Consider the following 19,288-nt stretch of genomic DNA (forward strand, 5'->3'; position numbering starts at 1 on the left):
GCTAGTGAGGTCATGCCAAAGAGGCTAAGGACTGTTGAAGCCAAGGCTTCTTGTCCTGTTTTTGGAAGACCAGTTGCTGGTGTAGCAACTACTTCAGCTTGACCGCCTGTATGATAAGTGACAGCGACTGGTTTGTTTGTTGCCACTTCTTTTGTTTCGCTTGCAGCTGGTTGAGCTGGAGTTCCTGGACTTTCGGATACTACTAGTTGGTCTGGGGTCACTGGGGTTTCTGCTTGACGACTTGGCACTTCATCTATCACTAGTGTCGGATTTTCTGGTTGAATCCATGGTTCCACAATCGCTCCACTATGCACCTCTGGGGTTGGCTTGATAACGTCTTTGACCAAAGAGAGAAGATGGTAGTTGATCCGATTGCTCACTTCATAAAGGAAATCATTTTCCGCAACACGATAGCCTGCCGGGAGATCCACATGGACACGATAGGAGCCATTCATCAGCATCGTCTCAAAGCGCAGAAGATCATAGATGCTTTGTGGGAGAAGTCGGCTGATACCGTCATTCCCTACCACTTTTACAACCGTTCCTGCAGGGACCGGCTGATCAAATCCAATGGTCAATTTGTTTTCATCTAAATAATGGAAAGCAAAGGTTACTTTTGGATGTGGATTTTCAGGTGAAACGATCACCTTTTTCACCAGCTCTGTTCCCCAATCATAATGGTAATCAGATAGGGTGATCTTGGCTGTATAAGTACCAAAAGGCAAGTCTGGGAAGGTACCACCATTGTAGGAAGCATTGAACTCTCCTTCCACTACACGTCCTTGGTCGTCCACCACTTGGTAACGAACGACGGATGGATAATAAGAAATGACTTCGCCACTGCTATCTGTGAAGACGACTTCTAAGGTCCCCTTTTCAGCCGTCGGTTTTTCAGACTCTGTCTCACTTGGTTGTTCATCTGAACCGGTTTCATTCGTCGGAGTCGTTTCCTCTACTTTCTTTCCTTCAATGTCCATCTCAGTAGTATTGTAGACCTTATCCCAGATGGTATAGCGAACAGTAGAAGGGTCCACCCCTTCTGGAAGAAGATAGCTACCGTCCTCTTGGGGTTCCAAGGCCACTGTTTCCCCGTCCTTGACATAGGACAGATAAGTCCCTGCTAAGCCACTACCGGTTTCAAGTACCTTACCTGGTCGGAAAATCCGTGTTGCTGGATCGTACTGAGCACTTCCAGACTCGATGCTTGGAGCCGTATTGTCAATCTTAACCTTGAAGTTAAGCTCTTGTTGCTTGGCCCCTGAAGCAGTTGGACGGTAGGTGATCACAAATTGGTATTCCCCATCTGGTAATTGCTTGCCGTCTTTGTCCAAGCCTTCCCAAGAGATTTCATAAAACTCTTCACTGCGATTCCCAATCCGGTAACTCCAATCTGTCTTACGGTGGACTTCGTTTCCGACCTCGTAAATCGGGTTGGTACGAGTTGTGTCATCCTTCTTGTAGACTGATAGGTGTACATTTTCAACGTTGCGAAGCATGACGGCTTTTACCTTGACACTATCAAAGCTGGAATCGTTGTTTGGAGAGAAGTAGAGTTGATCCCCGTCAAAGCGATCCCCATCCTGACCAAGAGTTTTGGCTACGGATTCTCCATTTTCATAGACATAACTAATCAAAGAGGTAAAGTGATTGTCTGGATGACGCTCTGGCGTTTCTGGGACTTTTCCATCTGGATAATCGGTCTTATCCTTGTAGTAGTAAAACGGCTTGTCGCTACCTGTATATTCGTAGATAGGCTTTTCAATGCCACGAAGATTTTGGTAATCCCCATGGAAACCAACATAAGGGAGGCTGACCAGATGTTTTTGGGTACCGGCATCTTTGACCAGTACATAACCTTCTAAGAAATAACCATTTGCCATTTGCTTGCTGAGCTCTTCCTTGTACTTGCTCGCATCAACCGTTACATGGATGGTCCGCTGACCATTGGCTGGAACAGTAATAGTTTCCTTGCCATCTATGGTTTCTAATAGACGAGGATGGAGGGTGAATTTGCCATCTTGAACTTGATCTGTCTGAAGAGTGGTTTCATATCGGACAGACTTATCTTGATTGGAAAGATTGTGGATGGTCACATCAAATTCAAAGGTATCTGTGACATTGCCAAGTGTCAGGCTACTTTTAGCATCTTTTGCTGTCACATAGAGGTCTCCTAGAGCTGCTGCTGTGACGTCCATGACCCCCGCTCCTTGCTGACGAACAGAGGAATAGGCATGCGTTTCCTCATCTACATGAGGGATCGCTGTACTCATAGTCATTTGTTTGACTAGAACCTGTAGTTGTTCTGGACTAAGATGAGGGAAGCGCTCCTTCAAGGCTTGTTTCACCAGTGCAGTGGCTCCCGCAGCATGAGGAGAGGCCATGCTGGTTCCCCTATCCATATAGTACTCTCCATTATTAACAGATGAGTAGATCATTCCTCCTGGAAGGGTGACATCCGGTTTGAGATCCCCATCAGCTGATAGCCCCCAAGATGAGAAGTCAGATAGTTGATTGGCTGCATCGTAAGGCACACGTTTGAATTTATTGGCAATATGGAGCTGGTAATCATTGGCATGCTGAGCCAAAACAAGTCCAGCAGCGTGGCCAATAACCCCAACTGGGAATCGTTCTCCGAGCCCTTCTAAATCAAAGCCTACAGGATTATTTCCCTGTTCCTCTGTTTGGTAAAAGATCACACCTGTAGCACCAGCTCTTTTGAGCTCTTTGACCTTGTCCACATCCGAAACTTCGCCGCCTCGCTCAGTAAGAACTAAGTGCCCATTGATACTATCTGCTTGGTAGTGGTCGATCCCTCCCTTGTCCACATGGAGATAGCTTTGAGGGATGGTTGTCCGAAAAGCGTCGCGTTCTACAAAGGAATGCATCGGAATCTTGCCATCTGGGAAGTCCACGGAACCTTTTAACGCATCTACGGTCAGGCTTGCTTCTGTCGACTCATGCTTGGTGAGACTATTAATAGACGCGACTGAGATGACATTTGGATTGACGGATGGCGTCCCTGTCATTCCATAATCTGGTGTGGTAGCCAGTGGTTTGCTGTGCCAGAAGCCATTAGTCGCCATATTGGTAGAGGCAACTGTAATGGTTACTCCCGCCTTTCTTGCTGTATCAAAGGCCTGGCGGGTGATCTCTCCAACATCATAAACAGAACCTGATGCTGTTCCCAAACTCATATTGATGGAATCCGCCCCTAATTTGACCGCATCTTCTACCGCCTTAGTGTAGATGAAATTTTGAACTTGACCGCCCTTGGTATCTGAGAAAACACGTAGAAACATCAGTTGGGCTTCTGGAGCAACACCACGGATAATTTCACCATTTGGAGAGGGTTGAGAAGCATTTCCCACAGCAGTTCCTGCTACGTGAGCTCCGTGTGAAATTGGATCGTCTTCTTTGACATTGTCATCCATATCACTGTAGTTGTGAACGTAGACGATTTTATTGTTGTACCATTTACCGTAAGTGATCCCCGCTTTTTTCTTAGCCTCTTCAATTTCCGCCTCACTCTTGTACTTGGCCTTACTGATATCTGTTAGACGGAAAACATCATGGGCAGGGTCCACACCGGAATCAATGATCGCAACTACCTGCCCTTGACCCTTGATTCCCTTATCCCAGAGTGGTTGTAAATTGATCAGACTATTTTCTTCACTGACCTTGGTCGTAGTTGAAGTCGGTGATGCAGGTGCGGGCTGTGTTTCCGCCACTCTGGTCCGACCAAGTGGAGCATAATCTACAGCATCCACACGCGCTAGTCCTCGAATCTTTTTAGCATCTCCATAAGTTGTCTCTAGAGCCAAGCCGTTAAAAAGCAGATTAAAGTCATACAATTTTTTGAATTGAATGGATTGCTTTTCGAGCTCTTTCAAAAACTGTTCATGATCCTGATTGGTTTTTTCAATGCGAGTTTCTTTTGAAGTCGGAGATACCTCTCCAATCCCATCAGAAACCTTTTCTTTCAAGCGAACCAGGATCTCAACTGGGCTTGTTTCTTCTAAATTTTCCTTTACTGGTTCAATAGGGGTCGTAATTGGAGCAGCACCCCCATTTTCGTTTGGTGCTTCCGCAACTGAAGGTGAAGCCTTCTCTGCCTTTACTTGATTTGTAGTCGAACTGCTTGTATCGATTGAGGATGAAGGTAGAGACTGATTTGTCTTTTCCTTACTCTCAATCTCAGCTGTAGCAAGGTTCTTAGAAGCAACATCTTCTATAACTGAAGCGGGCGTACTGTCCTTAGTAGCCGAAAGTGGTTCTGCTGTTTTCTCATCTGTTACTGCGGTTTCTGGCACCACTACAGAAGGCTCTACGACAGAGGGTGTTGGTACGATCGTATCAGCTGAAACGGCTGAACCCATTAGAAAGGTACCAATCAAAACAGAAGCGACTCCAATTGCGTATTTACGAATGGAAAAACGCTGTTGTCGATGAAATTCCATAAAAACTCCTTTTTACACACTAGGTTAAGGTAGCTTCACACTACCTTAACCCTTATTTTATTCTTGCAACTAAACTAATAGAAGATTATCCTTGATCTGGACGATTTTTCTTCAAGCGGATAGCACCAAAAGTGAGAAGAAGAACCATCAAACCTACCATCCCTGTTTGTTCATTTTCTTGTCCTGTATTTGGAAGAGAAGGTGATGATTGACTTGTAACCTCTTTAGTCGACGGATCCATTTCTGATACTCTTTCAAGATCTTTCTGGAACATTGGACGGATATCTGTCTTTTTCTCGACTATTGGATGGCTATCGATTACAGCCGGTTGTTTTCCTTTTTCACCTTCTTGCGTCGTCGTTGACGGTTGAGGAGATGGAATAGAAGAAGATGGGATAAATGGATCTTCTACCTGGTCATCTGAAACTTCGACAAAACTGGTCAAGTAACGATTGATACGCTCACCAACTGTATAGAAGAAGTCGTTTTCCACTGCACGATAACCTTTTGGTAGATCAATATGGATCTGATAGTCTCCATTCACCAGAATCTTTTCAAAGGTCTTCGGTTCATAAAGAGTTTGATCCAACTCCACTTTCTGACCGGTCTTTTTATCGATGGCAAAGACGCGGGTGCCGTTTGGAAGTTCTTTATCAAAGACGAGATCAAAGCGATTTTTGTCAATATAGTGGTAGACAAATTTGACCACACCTTCTGGATGCTCTTTGCTCAATTCAACTGTTACCGTTGTTGGAGAAGCCCAAGAGTAATTTTGGTCTTGACCGACGACTTTTACAGTATAGGTTCCAAATGGAAGAGTTGGTAGTGGATCTTCATAATAAATATTAAATTCCTTATCAATCCGATTTCCTTTGCTGTCAAACACTTGGTAACGCATCATTTCTGGATATTGATTGGTCGCCTCTCCTTTTTCATTGACAATTTGTACTTCTAAACGGCCGACTGTAGCTTCACTAGTTTCATGTGTTGGACTTGCATCCTCTGTTCCGGCTTTTTCAGTCGTACTTTCTTCCGAGACAGTCTTTCCATCCAAAGTCAAGGTATTGGTATTATTGACCTGATCCCAAATATAGAAACGCACTGTTTTTAGATCGACTCCTTCAGGGATGAGATAGGTTCCATCTTCGTTTGGAGTGATTTCTACTTCCTGACCATCTTTTTGGTAGGAGAGGTATTTACCAGCTAGCCCACTACCCGTTTCAACAATCTCACCTGGCTTAAAGAGGCGCGTTGTTGGATCATACAGATCCTTGGTGTTAGCCAATTGTGGCACTTGCTTATCGACCTTGACCTTTAAGACAATCTCTTGAGGTTTGGCACCAGGTGTGCTTGGACGATAAGTGACTACATATTGATAGTCCCCATCTGGAACAAGCTGATTGTTATTGTCCTTGCCTGCCCACTGTGTCGCATAAAGAATCTTACTACGATCGTTGATCCGCCAGCCATAATCTGATTTTTTCTGGCTCTCATTGCCTTTTTCAAAAATTGGATGTTCTCTCTTGATATCATCCGCACGATAAACTGTCAGGTGAATATTGTCCACATTTCTTAAGACCACTGCATTGAGTTTGACACTATCATAGGATCCATCATCATTTGGCGAGAAGACGAGCTGATTTCCATCGTAATGCCCATCTTTTTCTCCCAGGACAACCTGTACTTCTTTGCCCCCGCGCCAAATAGTGCTGACCAAGGCTGTAAAGTGATCTCCTGAGTCTTTTTCAGGGTGTTCCGCTTTTTCATTTGCGTAATAATAGAATGGTTTTTCATCCCCAGTGAAGGCATAGATAGGTTTTTCAATTCCTGGTAAATCTTGATAGTTCCCTTTAAAACCAATATATGGAAGACTCACTAATTCTTTCTTGGTTTTGGCATCTTTAAAGAAGACAAAACCTTCTAAAAAGTAACCGTTTTTCATTTGATTGGTGAGCTCACTTGTATAGTTACTAGTATTCACAGAAATCAGAACCGTCACACTTCCCATAGCTGGTACATGAATGGTTTTTTCGCCTTCTTGATCCAGTAGTTGGCGCATCTTCAAGGTAATACGTCCATTTTCCACTTGATCGGTATTGACGACCGTATGGTAAGTAAATTCTTTTGCTTCTGAACTAAGATTATGCACAGTGACATCAAATGTGAAGGAATCCTTGACATTGCCAAGGGTCCGACTGCTATTTGCTCCTTTTCCACCTGTTACAAAGACATCGCCAAAAGCTGCTGCTGCAGCATCCATAAGACCAGATCCTTGTTGACGAACCGAGGAGTAACTGTTGCTTTCCTGATCAAAATGAGGTTTGGCTGTACTCATGACTAATTGTCGCAAAAGCGTATGGATTTGCTCTGGGCTATAATTTGGAAATCGTTGTTCTAATGCTTGCTTAATCAAGGCTGTCGCCCCTGCCGCATGTGGTGTCGCCATACTCGTACCTGCATCCAAATCGTACGAACCATCTGGGATAGCAGAGTAAACATTTCCACCTGGCAAAGTAACATCAGGCTTCAACATTCCTTCGGCGGTTAACCCCCAGCCTGTAAAGTAGAGCATCTTATTTGCTTCACTATAGGGTACTTTCTTGACTTCTTGATGGAAAGTGATCGTATATTCCCCAGCATGTGTGGCTAGCTCTTTCCCGATAGAATGACCAAGTACACTGACAGGATAGAAGGATCCCCAATACCCCATGGAAAGATTTTGAAGGGTATCTCCTTGTTCTTCATTTTGATAAACCAGGACCCCTTTTGCTCCAGCTTGTCTGAGGGCATTGACCTTATCTTCATCTGTTACATCGCCACCACTTTCAACCAGTGCAATTTGGCCTTTTACAGTAGCATTTCGATAAGTATCTTCTCCCCCCTTCGGTACATAAACATAAGACTGTGGTCCTTCTACTGGAAAGATCAAGCGATAGACAGGAAGGTCAATCAGACCATTCTGGAATTCTTCCTTATTTTTTAGAGCTGGAACTTCTAAACTAATTTTTGTTTCATGTGTAATGCTATTATTGAAAGCACCAATCGCTAGAACTCCCTTTTCAACAGCTGGTTCATCCATTGTTCCAGTATCCGGTGCATCTGCTTTTGGCTTAGCCTGCCAGTATCCACTCACGGCATAATTCCCTGCTGCGGCATTAATGATAACACCTGATTTTCTTGCAAACTCAAAAGCTTGACGCGTCAACGGATTGGTATCAGCTTCTGCCCCATTGACACCCCCAAAACTCATATTGATAGTGTCTGCCCCCAACTTCACAGCATCTTCTACAGCCTTTGCTACAATAAAACCTTGTTCGGTCATCCCTTTCTTATCTGAGAAGACCCGCATAAAGATGAGTTGTGCCTCTGGAGCTACCCCCTTAAGTAGTTCTCCTGTTGGCACTGGTTTTGTTGCATTTCCTACTGCAGAGCCCGCCACGTGGGTCCCGTGCGAACGCGGATCATCCTCCTTGATCTCATCATTCATATCCGAATAGTTATAAGCATAAATCACCTTATCGTTGTACCACTTACCATAAGTAATTCCGGCCTTCTTCATGGCCGCTTCCATCTGCTCTTTATTCTTGTATTTGGCTCTACTCTTATCCGTTAAACTAAAGAAATTATGATCATAGTCTAGGCCAGTATCTAGGACAGCAACCACGCTCCCTTGCCCCTTGATTCCCTTATCCCACAATGGTTGAAGATTAATCAATTCATTTTCATCACTTACCTTGGTTGGGACCAGGGTCGTCTGCTTCTTCGGAAGACTCTGGTTTTCTATAGTTGTAGAAAGAGGGGTAATCTCAACGTTTTCAACTCGAGCTATCTTGCGAATCTCCAAGGCATCCTTGTAATTCGTCTCCAAGACAAATCCATTAAAGACCAAATCAAAATCAGCTAATTTTTTATATTGAATTCCCTTTTCATCTAGCTCTTTTAAAACTGCCGTTTTGATTGGGAGATTATTCCGAATTTGGTCTGCAATACTTGGAGAAGTTGCTACATCCTGTTTTTTCGTCTCCAAACGTACCAAGGCCTGAACACGTGCTTGATCTGTTACAGTTTCCGAAACACCTTCTTTATTGGCTACTGAAGAGTGTTCTGCCACTGTTTTCTCCAGTTGCTCTTTCTTTTCGACTCCCTCCTTTTCAGATTTAGGATTAGAAGCGGAATCTACATTCCCATTTGAATCTGCTGTTTCAGGAGATTTCTCAGGTGTTGGTTGCTCTTGCAAAAAAGTTTCCTTACTTGATTCTTCAGTTGGAAGAGCTTCCTCCGAATTTTTTTCCAAACCAGATAACGGTTGAACCTCTTCTTTCCCTTCTTGCGCTACAATTGCAGGTGGTTCTATCGTCCCCTCCTGTTCCTGCGCTAAAACAGCCGGACCAAAAAAAAGGCACCCGACTACCACTGATACTAAACCAACGGCATATTTACGGAAAGAAAATCGTTGTTGTCTGTCATTTCTCATAACCAGACCTCCTTGTTTGTTGTAAGCGTTTACCACGCCTTCATTTTAGTCCTTCTTTTATGTAAAGTCAATGCGGTCTGTCAAAATCTAAAATAAGTATAATATTTAGTTTATTTCTGACAATTTTCCTAATCGATAGCGAAAGTATATGATTGGTTTTGAAGTTGAAACCTTTTGGTAAAGACGCCCCTCTCAATGAAAAACAAAAAGGAAGCCCTCTTAGAGAGGATACTTCCTATTTTTGATTAATTTTCTTCACGTTTTTTGCTGGCTACAAATCCTGCTAAAGCTAGTGAGGTCATGCCAAAGAGGCTAAGGACGGTTGAAGCCAATTCTTCTTGACCTGTTTTGGGAAGACCAGTTGCTGGTGTAGCAGCTACTTCTGCTTGACCACCTGTATGATAGGTAACAGCGACTGATTTGTTTGTTGCCACTTCTTTTGTTTCGCTTGTAGCTGGTTGAGCTGGAGTTACTGGGCTTTCAGGTTGAGGAGTTGGGGTAGCCGGAGTTACTGGAGCTACAGGATGAACTGGACTTACTGGATCAACTGGCGCTGGTTGTGGAGTTGGTTGAGGGGTTGGTTGTGGTTCTGGAGTAGGCGTTTCTTCTTCCACTTTTTCCACAAAGGTCTTGTTGCCCAAGATTGAAGCAGACAACTTCTTCCCTGCCTTATTCACATCTTCGATGTACTGGATAAAGACTTCAGTATCTGGATTAATCGCACCGATCAATTTTGTATCACGGAAGACTGAGAAGCCATCTCCGCCACCATACAAGAAGTCGTTGATAATTGCCTTGTAGGTCTTGTTGCGATCAATTTCAGTTCCGTCTGCCTTGTAAGCTTTCACGACCTTATATGGATTTTCTTCTGTTGCATCAGCTGGTTTTGTATAGGTGTACTTGATCCCTGCCATTTGCAAGAAGTAAAGCTCTTTCTCATCATATTGTTGGTCCAAAGCTTTGTAGATTTGGTCCCCAGTGATTTCTACTACTTGGAGGATATTTCCAAATGGTTGCACTGCTTGAGCTGCACCCCAAGTGACTGTTCCGTCTGGTTTCACCACGAGATCTGCACGGATTCCTCCATTGTTGGTGAAGGCAAAGTCAACATCTGGATAACCTGATTTTTTGGCAATATCTAGTTGCGCTGCTGTGACCAAATCTCCAACAGCACTTTCTTTTTGTGCATTCAATTCACGGGTAATATTTTCAGCCTTGTCTGCTGTACCGATTTTTGCTTCTGTTACCTTTTTAACTGTCGCATTGGCATCATCGATGATCGCTTGAACCTTGGCATCTTTTGCTTTGCCTTTAGATGGATCTACTGCAATAATTTTAGCAGTTGGAGCTTTGACAAAGTCAGCTGTATCCGTATCTAGGACCCCGCGGACATCAGAGTAGGCTTTCCCTTGAGACGTACCTTGAACGATCAAGGTATTTCCAACCATCCCGTTTGTATATTGGTGGTTGTGACCTGCAAAGACGATATCCACTGAGTTTTCAGGATAGATTTGATTTAATTTTTTGATCATGTCTGCAGCAGGACCTTCTGCTACACCATTCTTACTAGTGGCAGCAACGTGGGCCAAGACAGCGATAGCATGCACACCTTGGTCATTTAATTCACGCGCATATTTGGCAATCGATTCTGCTTCATCCAAAACACGGTATTGTTCATGATTTTTGCGCAAGACAAGATTTGGGAATTCTGTCGTAACAACCCCGATAAATCCGACCTTAACTGTCTTGTCATTGACTGGGATTTCTTTGATGGTATAAGGTTTCCAGTCAAATGGGATTTTGTTGGTATCCTTGTCGACCAAGTTGGCAATCACGACTTCTTGTTTAGAAGCTTCATGAGGATATTCATCGACGATCTTATTGAATTGACCAGGTGTTGGGGCTTCTCCCTTCATGATCCGGTTGAATTCACCAAGTCCTTCGTCAAACTCGTGATTTCCAAGGGTTCCGTATTCAAAGTTCATTTCATTGAAGACTTTTACAGTTGGTTCATCTTGAAGGAGGGCAGAGTTGGCTGGACTAGCGCCGACCATATCTCCCGCTTGCACACGGATGCTGGCATTAGGCGTTCCGGCATTCTCCGTTTCAAAGTCTTTTTGCGAATCGTTCAAATAGGTTGCCAAAAGTGGGGCTGTTCCTGCGTTTTTCACAGTTTCGCCTTCTAAACGAGCTGTCCCTGTTTGTTCCAAGGCACCGTGGAAGTCATTAACGCCCATGAACTGTACGGGCAATTCGTCTGCAAAAACGCTATTGATCGCAAAAACACTAAGACCCGCAGCGACCGCTAGGATACTGCTTTTCAAGATAATTTTTTTCTTCATAGAATACTCCATTTTCTAATGTAGAACACTTCTCCAAAAAGGAGAATGCAGAACAGTTGATTTGCTGCAATCAGCTCTTCCATTTTACTATTTTTTCGGTTTTACTTCAATATTTTCCTAGAAACTCTTACAATTTTATTAGAAAAACGCTTGATTTCCGAACATCTATTCTCATCCTCTTCCTTTTGTTACTTGCTGTTCATCACAAAAAAAGCCGGATTACTCCGGCTCTTTTTCTTATTTATTCACGTTTTCCCATTTCCAGTTTTGAACTTCTGGAATGTCGTCTCCGTTTTCACGGATGTAGTCATGGTGGAAGGCGATTGTTTCATCCATCTTCGCTGCAAATGCGCTTGCTGCATCTCCAAGAGCTGCATTAGCTGCATCTTGTGCCAAGTGGAAGCGATCCAACTCAGACATCACACGCATATCAAATGGTGTTGTGATATCCCCGTTTTCACGGTAACCATGCACACGAAGGTTATGGTTGTGACGGTTGAAGAAGATATCACGGATCATGCCTTCGTAACCATGGAAGGCAAAGATGACTGGTTTATCAGTTGTGAAGACTTTGTCAAATTCTTCATCTGAAAGTCCACGCGCATCAACGGATGGGTGACGCAATTTCAAGATATCTACCACATTGACAAAGCGGATCTTCAATTCTGGGAAGGCTTTGTGCAAGATTGTAATAGCAGCAAGAGCTTCTAGGTTTGGCTCAGTACCCGCGGCTGCAATAACAAGATCTGGCTCTTCATCGGCTGAAACTGTTGAAGCCCAATCGATCACCTTGTATCCTTCACGAACCAATTCTTCTGCTTCAGCTGCTGAGTAGAATTGTGGACGTGGGTGTTTTGAAGAAACGATCAAGTTGATCACATCTTCTCCCTTGAAGGCTTCATCCATTACCGCAAGCAAGCTATTGGTATCTGCTGGCAAGTACTCACGGATATATTCAGGAGTTTTCTCAGCCAAGTGAGTCAAGATACCTGGATCTTGGTGAGTGTAGCCATTGTGGTCTTGTTGGAAAACTGTTGAAGTCGCAATCAAGTTCAAGGCAGGGTAGTTTTTACGCCATGTCGTATGTGTCTTAGATTTACGCAACCATTTGAAGTGTTGAGTAATCATAGAGTCTACAACACGAAGGAAGGATTCGTAAGAAGCGAAGAATCCATGACGACCTGTCAAGACATATCCTTCGAGCATACCTTCTGCTTGGTGCTCTGACAATTGAGAGTCAATGACACGACCAGCAGGGCTCAAAGCTTCATCGTAGTCTGGTTTCGTACGTCCTAACCATTGACGGCTTGTCCGAGTGAAGACTTCTTGGAGACGGTTTGATTTGGTTTCATCTGGTCCGAAGATACGGAAGTTATGTGGGTTCGCATCCACAAGATCTGCTGCATACTTACCAAACTCAATCATATCTTGCGCCATGATGGCACCTGGTGTTTCAATCTTGAAGGCATGTTTCTTCCAATCAGCAGTGTCCATTGGTTTAATGACACCTGCGTTTGTGATTGGGTTCATAGCCATACGACGGTCACCTTTTGGTGCAATTTCAGCAATCTCAGGAAGTAATTTACCAGTTTCGTCGAACAATTCAGCTGGACGGTAAGATTCCAACCATGAAAGAAGGGCATCTACATGCTCCATGTGGTGAGCATCTACTGGGATTGGAACTTGGTGCGCACGGAATCCACCCTCGATTGGTGTACCTTCCCAAGCTTTTGGTCCAGTCCAACCTTTAGGAATACGAGCAATCAAGACAGGATATACTGGTTGAGTTGCTTCTTCTGCAGAACCTTTACGAGCTTCTGCTTGGACTTTCTTGATTTCTTCAATCGCTTCGTCCAATTTTTCTGCAAACAAAGCATGAGCTGCTTCGTGGTCGTCAGAAATAGCTGTTACGTCTGCAAAGATTGGTTTCCATCCAAGACCTTCAAAGAAGAGGGCCAATTCTTCGTCTGTTTTGCGTTCGAAGATTGTTGGGTTGTGGATTTTCCCACCGTTGAGGTAGAAGATTGGAAGAACAGCACCATCGTTAACTGGGTTCAAGAAGGTATTTGACAACCAACCAGCCATCAATGGACCTGTTTCTCCTTCACCGTCACCGATAACTGTAGCAGCAATCACATCTGGATTATCCAATACAGCACCTGCAGCGTGAGAAAGGGCATAACCAAGTTCTCCACCTTCGTGGATAGATCCTGGTGTTTCAGGCGCTGCGTGAGAAGCAATTCCTCCTGGGAATGAGAAGATCTTACACAAGTGTTTGAAACCTTCTTCATTTTGTGGGATATTTGGATTCAATTCAGTATAAGAACCATCTAAGTAAGAGTTCGATACCATTACTTGTCCACCGTGACCTGGTCCTTCAATGTAGAACATATCCAAGTCATATTTGTTGATGGCACGGTTCAAGTGAGCATAGATAAAGTTTTGCCCTGGTACAGTTCCCCAGTGTCCGATTGGGTGAGCCTTCAAGTCATTTTCAACGACTTCGCGCTTCAACAATGGGTTATCTTTCAAGTACATTTGAGCAGCTGAAATGTAGTTGGCTGCACGCCACCAAGCGTCTACTTTATCCAAGTAAGCTTTGCTGTTATAATCGACAGTCATCTTGTCTCCTCACAATTTCTAGACAGGTCTGTTGAACAACCTGTTCGTTTGATCAATAGTTTAAAAAATCTGTTTTCACGACAAACAGATGATATTGAAGAAAATATTCAATATTACTTCTATTCTATCAAGAATTTCCCTTTTTGTACATCAGAAAGTAAGAAAAATATTCTTTGAACGTCAAATTTTAATTTCCCACTAAAGTGGTTCCATTCCCTACAGGGATAGGTTTTAAAAAAAGACTTTGCTGATTTTTGCAAACGAGCAAAGTCCCAAATGAAATGGAGGAGGTTAAATGACTTTTTGACCTTTCTTGTAGACATCTGTCACGAGATTTGTCGCAAAGAAATAGAAGAGATAATCTAAATTTGGTGCATCGTAAATCGTGATGTCGGCCTGTTTGCCAACATCGAAAGAGCCGATTGTTTTAGCACGATCAACTGAATAGGCCGCATTGATGGTCACCGCATTGAGAATTTCTACTGGAGTTAGGCGCATCATGAAGCAACCCAGATGCATGGCAAACTGAAGATTGGCTGTTGGACAAGACCCTGGGTTGCTGTCCGTTGTTAGGGTAATGGCCATCCCAGCGTCCAACATCTTACGAGCCGGTGCATAGGTATCTTCCATGAGGCTGAAGGTTGTAGCTGGCAATAGATTTCCAATCACTTTTGCTGCAGCTAGTTTTTGAATGCCTTCATCCGTAATCACCATCAAGTGTTCTGCGCTGGTAGATTTCAATTCAGCCGCCACATCAACACCACCAATGGATTCGATCTCATCGGCATGAATCCGCAGTTTGAATCCCATCTCCTTAGCTTTAGAAAGAAGATAGCGAGATTCATCTGCTGTAAAGACACCTTTTTCACAGAAGATATCACAGAACTCAGCTAGTTTTTCTTCCTTCACTTTTGGAAGCATTTGCTCCACAATGAGATCTAAATATTCTTGGGAACGGCCCTTGTACTCTGTTGGGATCGCATGGGCTGCCATAAAGGTTGATACCAGATCAATTTCATGGTCACGGTCCAAGGCAGCTACTACATCTAGTTGGCGTTTTTCCGTTTCCCAATCCAAACCATAGCCACTCTTGGCTTCGACAGTAGTCACCCCATGACGCAACATGTAATCCAACAGTCGTTTGGACTTGTCATAGAGATTGTCAAAAGAAGCTTCCCGTGTCGCCCGAACCGTGCTCAGAATTCCACCGCCTTGGGCGAGGATGTCTAAGTAAGAAACACCCGCTAATTTTTTCGCAAATTCATGTTCACGACTACCTCCATAGACCAAGTGGGTATGGCAGTCAATCAGGCCAGGAGTCGCAACTTTTCCTTCACAGGATTTCACTTCCGTATGGTCATCGATCAGTTCTGGGTCTGGTTGACCTGTCCCAACTGCAAGAATCTTTCCATCTTTAATGGCAATATAAGCATCGGAAAGGATTTGCGCTTCTGCCATCTCTTTTCCATAGAGAGGATGGCCTAGATCATTCGGACAAAACAATTGGTTAAAGTGGGTTAATAGGATATCAGCAGACATATGAAACATTCCTTTCTATTTCCATTGTTATTCATTTTACAATTCTACAGGAAAAGCGTCAAAAAAAAGTCAAAAAGTTTTTCCCTCATTTTTTTTTGCTTTATTAAAAATTATATTTTTTTTTGACTCTTTATTGACGTTTCTTCGATACAATAAAGAAAATATAAATTCACAGTCCAACTATAAGGAGGGTTCTGCTATGTCATTTATAGACGAGAAAGAAATTGCAGCTGCTATGTCTGTCAAACTTGACTTTGATGTCCTACCTGAAAAGGCGACTTTTCAAGAAGGTATCCGTCGTGCACCTGATAGAGGCTTCCGCTTAACGCAAGCTCAGACTGAAATTGCCCTTAAAAATGCTTTGCGTTACATTCCTAAAAAATTCCACCAAGAGTTGATTCCAGAATTTCTGGAAGAACTGAGAACTCGCGGTCGGATCTATGGCTATCGCTTCCGTCCAAAAGATCGCATCTACGGAAAACCAATCGATGAGTACAAAGGAAAATGCACAGCTGCTAAGGCTATGCAGGTCATGATCGACAACAACTTGAGCTTTGAAATTGCTCTTTATCCATATGAATTGGTCACTTATGGGGAAACAGGATCTGTCTGTGCCAACTGGATGCAATACAACTTGATCAAGAAATACTTGGAAGTCATGACAGAAGACCAAACCTTGGTGGTTGAATCGGGTCACCCTCTGGGTCTCTTCAAATCGAAACCAGAAGCTCCTCGTGTCGTCATTACCAACGGTCTCTTGATCGGTGAGTATGACAACATGCGCGACTGGGAAATTGCTGAAGAAATGGGTGTTACCAACTACGGTCAGATGACGGCTGGTGGTTGGATGTACATTGGCCCTCAAGGGATCGTTCACGGTACTTTCAACACCCTTCTCAATGCCGGTCGTCTAAAACTCGGTGTGCCTGATGATGGCGACTTGACCGGTAAACTCTTTATTTCATCTGGTCTCGGTGGAATGAGCGGAGCTCAAGGGAAAGCAGCTGAAATCGCAAAAGCGGTGGCCATCGTCGCTGAAGTGGACCGCTCTCGGATCGAAACTCGTCACTCTCAAGGCTGGATTAGCCAAGTGACAGACAGTGCCGAAGAAGCTGTGAAATTAGCTCAAGCAGCACTGGAAGCTGGTGAATCAACTTCGATTGCCTACCATGGTAATATCGTAGACTTGCTCGAATATGTCAACGAACACCAAGTCCATGTTCATCTCTTATCTGACCAAACCTCTTGCCACAACGTCTATGATGGTGGCTATTGCCCAGTTGGGATCAGCTTTGAAGAACGGACACGTTTGTTGGCAGAAGACAAAGAAACCTTCCATCGCCTGGTCGATGAAACCTTGGCTCGTCACTTTGCAGTGATCAAAGCCTTGACAGCTAAAGGTACTTACTTCTTCGACTACGGTAATGCCTTCATGAAATCTGTTTACGACTCAGGCATCAAGGAAATTTCTAAGAATGGCTTGGATGACAAAGACGGCTTCATTTGGCCATCTTATGTAGAAGATATCATGGGACCTATGCTCTTTGACTATGGTTATGGTCCATTCCGTTGGGTCTGCCTCAGCGGTAAACACGAAGACTTGATTGCAACTGACCACGCAGCCATGGAAGCGATCGATCCAACCCGTCGCTACCAAGACCGCGACAACTACAACTGGATTCGCGATGCGGAAAAGAACCAACTGGTGGTTGGTACACAAGCACGTATCCTCTATCAAGATTGTATGGGCCGTGTCAACATTGCTTTGAAATTCAATGAACTCATTCGCCAAGGCAAGATCGGACCGGTCATGATCGGACGCGACCACCACGACGTATCTGGTACAGATGCTCCATTCCGTGAAACATCAAACATCAAAGATGGTTCGAACGTCACTTGTGACATGGCGGTTCAATGTTACGCTGGTAACGCTGCTCGCGGTATGAGTCTCGTCGCTCTCCACAACGGTGGTGGTACTGGTATCGGTAAAGCTATCAACGGTGGATTTGGTCTCGTCCTAGACGGTAGCCACCGGATCGATGAAATCATCAAGTCTGCCATTGCCTGGGACACTATGGGTGGGGTTGCTCGTCGGAACTGGGCACGGAATAACCATGCCATTGAAACAGCGATCGAGTACAACCGTCTCCATGCAGGAACAGACCACATCACCATTCCGTATCTGGCAGATGAAGATTTGGTCAAAGAAGCCGTTCAAAAATTGTTTTAACATCAAAAAATAAAAACTGAGAAAGGGGAGGAAAATACAAAGACTCCTCCCCAACTTCTCCTATAAAAAGAGGTAATCATATGGCAAAAATTGTTGAGTGTATTCCAAACTTCTCTGAAGGACGCAATCAGGCTGTGATCGACGGATTAGCAGCTACAGCAAAAAGTATTCCAGGTGTCACTTTACTAGACTACTCGTCTGATGCCAGCCACAACCGTAGCGTCTTTACACTCGTTGGGGATGAAGAAAGCATTCAAGAAGTGGCTTTCCAATTGGTGAAATACGCTTCTGAAAACATTGATATGACCAAGCACGAAGGCGAACACCCTCGTATGGGGGCAACAGACGTTTGTCCATTCGTTCCGGTTAAAGATATCACTACAGCTGAATGCGTTGAGATTGCTAACAAAGTGGCTGAACGCATCAATCGTGAATTAGGTATTCCAATCTTCCTTTACGAAGATGCTGCAACTCGCCCAGAACGGAAAAACTTGGCGAAAGTGCGTAAAGGACAATTTGAAGGAATGCCAGAAAAATTGTTGGAAGAAGACTGGAAGCCAGACTACGGTGAACGCAAGATTCACCCAACTGCAGGGGTTACAGCTGTCGGTGTCCGGATGCCACTCGTTGCTTTCAATATCAACCTTGACACAGACGACCTAGAGATTGCCAATAAGATTTCTAAAATCATTCGTGGATCAAGCGGTGGATACAAATACTGTAAAGCGATCGGTGTCATGCTAGAAGATCGTAACATCGCCCAAGTCTCCATCAACATGGTCAACTTGGAACAATTCCCATTGTATCGTGTTGTGGAAACCGTTCGTTTCGAAGCACAACGTTACGGTGTTCGCATCATCGGAACAGAACTTATCGGACTCGCTCCTGCTAAGGCTTTGATCGACTCTGCTGAATACTACTTGCAATTAGAAGACTTTGACTACAGCAAACAAGTCTTGGAAAATCACTTGTTGGGTTAGAAAGGGAGTTCTATGAAACTAGTTGACTTAAGTATTACGGAGTTTGCCAAGGTCCTTGGTTCGGATGCTCCAGCTCCAGGTGGTGGTTCTGCTGCTGCTCTATCTGCTGCGAATGGGATTTCCCTTACAAAAATGGTCTGTGAACTGACCATTGGCAAGAAAAAATACGCAGAATTTGAAGACCACATCAAAGGGGTTCATGAAAAAAGCGCTCAACTCCAAGACCAATTACTAGAAGCCATCGACAAGGATACAGAAGCCTTCAACGTCGTATCAGCTGTCTTTGATCTTCCAAAAGAAACGGAAGAAGAGAAAGCTGCTCGTCGTGAAGCCATGCAAAAAGCTTTGAAACATGCAACAGTATCTCCTTTCTCTATGATGGAGCTCATCGTTGAGGCTCTTGAAACCACCAAAGAAGCTGTTGGCAAGTCCAACACCAATGCGGCTAGTGACTTAGGGGTAGCTGCTCTGAATCTTAAAGCTGGCCTTCAAGGCGCTTGGCTCAATGTCTTGATCAACATTTCAGGAATCAAGGACCAAGACTTCGTCCAAGAATACCACGGCAAGGGACTCAAACTTCTCCAAACCGGTTCTGATCTTGCAGATAATATTTACCAAACCATTTTAGAAAGTCTTTCATAAGC

Annotated in this window: 8 protein-coding genes; 3 read left to right on the top strand and 5 right to left on the bottom strand. The window is 44.0% G+C overall.

Annotation, left to right across the window (positions count from 1 at the left end; all coding sequences use genetic code 11):
* The 5 genes from HMPREF2904_RS10735 to hutI all read right to left on the bottom strand — a co-directional run.
* On the bottom strand, positions 1–4,457 hold a 4,457-nt coding region (locus tag HMPREF2904_RS10735; RefSeq protein ID WP_070662806.1), incomplete at its 3' end, for an SGO_0316/SGO_0317 family LPXTG-anchored serine peptidase.
* Positions 4,458–4,542: 85 nt separating this feature from the next.
* Positions 4,543–8,931 carry an SGO_0316/SGO_0317 family LPXTG-anchored serine peptidase gene (locus HMPREF2904_RS10740; RefSeq protein WP_070662720.1) on the bottom strand — a complete coding sequence of 1,463 codons (4,389 nt, stop codon included), beginning with the start codon at positions 8,929–8,931 and terminating at the stop codon, positions 4,543–4,545.
* Between the two features lie 245 nt (positions 8,932–9,176).
* Entirely contained in the window at positions 9,177–11,273 is a 2,097-nt protein-coding gene (locus HMPREF2904_RS10745; RefSeq protein WP_070662723.1) for a surface-anchored 5'-nucleotidase, read from the bottom strand.
* Between the two features lie 237 nt (positions 11,274–11,510).
* The gene (locus tag HMPREF2904_RS10750; protein WP_070662726.1) at positions 11,511–13,895 is read right to left on the bottom strand and encodes a phosphoketolase family protein; all 2,385 of its coding nucleotides are present in this window, start codon (positions 13,893–13,895) and stop codon (positions 11,511–11,513) included.
* A gap of 291 nt (positions 13,896–14,186) precedes the next feature.
* Positions 14,187–15,434, bottom strand: a complete 1,248-nt coding sequence (gene hutI / locus HMPREF2904_RS10755; protein ID WP_070662729.1) for an imidazolonepropionase — start codon at positions 15,432–15,434, stop codon at positions 14,187–14,189.
* A gap of 199 nt (positions 15,435–15,633) precedes the next feature.
* Between hutI and HMPREF2904_RS10760 the strand changes: the two genes are divergently transcribed.
* The 3 genes from HMPREF2904_RS10760 to HMPREF2904_RS10770 all read left to right on the top strand — a co-directional run bounded on the left by HMPREF2904_RS10760 (position 15,634) and on the right by HMPREF2904_RS10770 (position 19,286).
* Positions 15,634–17,664, top strand: coding sequence for a urocanate hydratase (locus HMPREF2904_RS10760; RefSeq protein WP_070662732.1), 2,031 nt, complete (start codon positions 15,634–15,636; stop codon positions 17,662–17,664).
* 80 nt (positions 17,665–17,744) lie between these two features.
* Positions 17,745–18,644: a glutamate formimidoyltransferase gene (gene ftcD / locus HMPREF2904_RS10765; protein ID WP_003008641.1), complete on the top strand. Its 900-nt coding sequence runs from the start codon at positions 17,745–17,747 to the stop codon at positions 18,642–18,644.
* A 12-nt stretch (positions 18,645–18,656) separates the two neighbouring features.
* A complete protein-coding gene (locus HMPREF2904_RS10770) occupies positions 18,657–19,286 on the top strand; it encodes a cyclodeaminase/cyclohydrolase family protein (RefSeq protein WP_024054843.1) in 630 nt (209 codons plus the stop codon).
* Positions 19,287–19,288: the final 2 nt, after the last annotated feature.

Origin of the sequence: Streptococcus sp. HMSC072G04 (genome assembly GCF_001813295.1) — a bacterium.
Taxonomy (GTDB): Bacteria; Bacillota; Bacilli; order Lactobacillales; family Streptococcaceae; genus Streptococcus.